Raw genomic sequence first — 3,307 nt, 5'->3', positions numbered from 1 at the left:
CCAGCAACCGCACCACCCAACGCACCCGAACCACCCGTCACCAACACCGTCCCCCGCGGACGCCACTCCCGCACCACCCGCCCAAACGGCGCACGCGCGAGACGCCTGCCGTGGATACCGGACGGGCGGACGGCAAGCTGGTCCTCGTCGTCGCCCGCGGAGCCCGAGAGCACGGCGACAAGACGGGCCGCGGTGGTCGCGTCGAGCACGGCCGGCACATCGACCAGACCGCCCCAGCGGTCGGGCTGCTCCAGGCCCATGACCCGGCCCAGACCCCAGACGGCGGCCTCGTCGCTGTCGACGACATCGGCCTTCTCGACGGCGACCGCGTCACTGGTGACCAGCCACAGGGGCGCGGTGACGGCCGCCGACTCAACGGCCTGAACGAGCGCGAGAGCGGACTCGACACCGGTCAGCAGCGACACCACGCCGTCGCACTGCGCGTATTCGTGCAGATGCTTGGTGAGCAGCGCGGTGTCCGTGACCTCCAGCAGTACGGGTTCGGCGCCGCGGTCGGCGAGAGCGTTCCGTACGGCCTCGGTCCGCCGGTCGCCGGGGGCGGCGACCACCAGCCACTGCCCCGGGAGCACCCCGGCGGCCGGATCCCCGAGGGGCTTCCAGTCGACGCGGTACCGCAGGGCTTCCAGTGCCTCGTCGGACCGCTTGAGGCGCGGCCAGTAGTGCTTGCGCTGGAAGGCGTAGGTGGGCAGGTCGGTGCGCCGGGCGCCGGTACCGGCGAAGAACGCCTCCCAGTCGACGGGGGTGCCGGTGGTGTGGAGGCGGGCCAGGGCGGTGAGCGCGGACTCCGTCTCGGGGCGGTCGCGGCGGAGCAGCGGGACGCCGCCTTCGGCCAGGGCGGACAGGATCCCGTCCGGACCGATCTCCAGGAAGGACGTCACGCCCTCGGTACGGAGCTGCTCGACGGCGTCGTGGAAGCGGACCGCGTCGCGGACGTGCCGTACCCAGTACTCGGCGTCGACGTGGGAGGGCTGGCCCGCGACGGGAATCCGGGCGGGCTCGTAGGAGAGTCCCTCGGCGACCGTACGGAACTCGGCCAGCATCGGGTCCATCAGGTGCGAGTGGAAAGCGTGGCTGACGCGAAGACGCTTGTTCTTCCACTCGGCCGCCAGCTTGAGGACCGCGTCCTCGTCGCCGGACAGGACCACCGAGCGCGGGCCGTTGACCGCCGCAATGTCGATGCCATCGGTCAGGTGGGGGCGTACGTCCTCCTCGGAGGCTTCTACGGCGACCATCGCGCCGCCCTCGGGCAGCGCACCCATCAGCCGGCCGCGCGCCGCCACCAGCGTGCACGCGTCCGCCAGGGACAGCACCCCGGCCACATGCGCCGCCGCAAGCTCGCCCACCGAATGACCGGCGAGATAGTCGGGGCGGACACCCCAGGACTCGACCAGCCGGAACAGCGCCACCTCGACCGCGAACAGCGCCGCCTGCGTGAACTCGGTCCGGTTCAGCAGCTCGGCGTCCTCGCCGAACACCACATCGCGGAGCGGACGGTCGAGTTCCGTGTCCAGATGGGCGCAGACCGCGTCGAACGCCTCCGCATAGACCGGGAACGTCTCGTACAGCTCACGTCCCATACCGACGCGCTGACTGCCCTGACCACTGAACAAGAACGCCAACTGCCCCTCGGCAGTTGTGCCGTTTACGACTCCGGTCAGGGTGCGGCCCTCGGCCAGGGCTGCCAGACCTGCCGTGAGCCCGGCCCCGTCTCCGGCGAGCACCACGGCACGGTGGTCCAGCGCCGAGCGGGTGGTCGCGGTGGAGTAGGCCAGGTCGAGCGGGCGGGCTTCGGCGGTCTCGTTCAGCCGCCGCGCCTGCTCGCGCAGTGCGGTCTCGTCCGCGCCGGACACCACGACCGGCAGGAGCGGGAGTTCGCGGACCGGCTTCCCGGCGTGCTCCTCCGTGCTGTGCGGGGTGTCGGGGGCCTGCTCGATGATGACGTGGGCGTTGGTGCCGCTCATTCCGAACGACGACACGCCCGCCCGGCGGGCACGGTCCGACTCCCAGGCGCGGGCCTCGGTCAGCAGCTCGACCGCGCCCGCCGACCAGTCGACATGCGGTGTCGGCTCGTCCACGTGCAGGGTCTGCGGCATGACTCCGTGCCGCAGCGCCATCACCATCTTGATGACACCGCCGACACCCGAAGCCGACTGCGTATGACCGATGTTCGACTTCAGCGAACCCAGCCGGAGCGGCCGGTCCTCCGGCCGGTCCTGGCCGTAGGTCGCCAGCACCGCCTGGGCTTCGATGGGGTCGCCGAGGCGGGTGCCGGTGCCATGGGCCTCGACCAGGTCCACGTCCGACGCGGAGAGACCGGCGGAGGCGAGGGCCTGGCGGATGACGCGCTGCTGCGCGGGACCGTTGGGGGCGGTGAGCCCGTTGGACGCGCCGTCCTGGTTGACGGCGCTGCCGCGGACGACCGCGAGGACCTGGTGACCGTTGCGGCGGGCGTCGGAGAGCCGCTCCACCAGGAGTACGCCGACGCCTTCGCCCCAGCCGGTGCCGTCGGCGGCGGCCGCGAACGCCTTGCACCGGCCGTCCTCCGCAAGCCCCCGCTGCCGCGAGAACTCGATAAAGGTGCCGGGGGTCGCCATCACCGTGGCACCGGCGGCCAGCGCGAGCGTGCACTCTCCCTGCCGCAGCGCCTGCACCGCCAGATGCAGCGCCACCAGCGACGAGGAGCAGGCCGTGTCGACCGTGACGGCCGGGCCTTCGAGACCGAAGGTGTATGAGAGACGGCCCGAGACGACGCTGGCCGCGTTGCCCGTACCGACGTGTCCGCTGAGGTCGTCCTCCGCGAACATCAGCAGCGTCGCGTAGTCCTGGCTGTTCGTCCCCACGAAGACGCCGGTACGGCTGCCGCGGAGCGACACCGGGTCGATACCGGCCCGCTCCACCGCCTCCCAGGAGGTCTCCAGGAGCAGCCGCTGCTGCGGGTCCATCGCCAGTGCCTCGCGCGGGGAGATCCCGAAGAATCCCGGGTCGAACTCCCCCGCACCCTTGAGGAATCCGCCGCTGTGGGCGGTCGAGGTGCCCGGGGAGTCGTCGCCCGCGAAGAGGGCGCCGAGGTCCCAGCCACGGTCGGTCGGGAAGTCGGAGACCGTGTCCGCGCCCGAGGCGACGAGGTTCCAGAGGTCCTCGGGCGAACCCACACCACCGGGGTAGCGGCAGCTCATACCGACGATCACGATCGGATCGTCGTCCACCGACACCACCGAAGGCAGCACCGCATCCGGCACCAGAGCGGCGACCTCGCCCGACAGCTCACCCAGCAGACGCTCCGCGA

Annotated in this window: 1 protein-coding gene; it reads right to left on the bottom strand. The window is 71.9% G+C overall.

Going from position 1 to position 3,307, the window contains the following annotated elements:
* A partial coding sequence (locus tag ACWDR0_RS34705) for a type I polyketide synthase (RefSeq protein ID WP_456355823.1) occupies positions 1-3,307 on the bottom strand: 3,307 nt, incomplete at both ends.

Source organism: Streptomyces sp. NPDC003691 (genome assembly GCF_053981115.1).
This window is presented reverse-complemented; position numbering and strand designations above follow the sequence as displayed.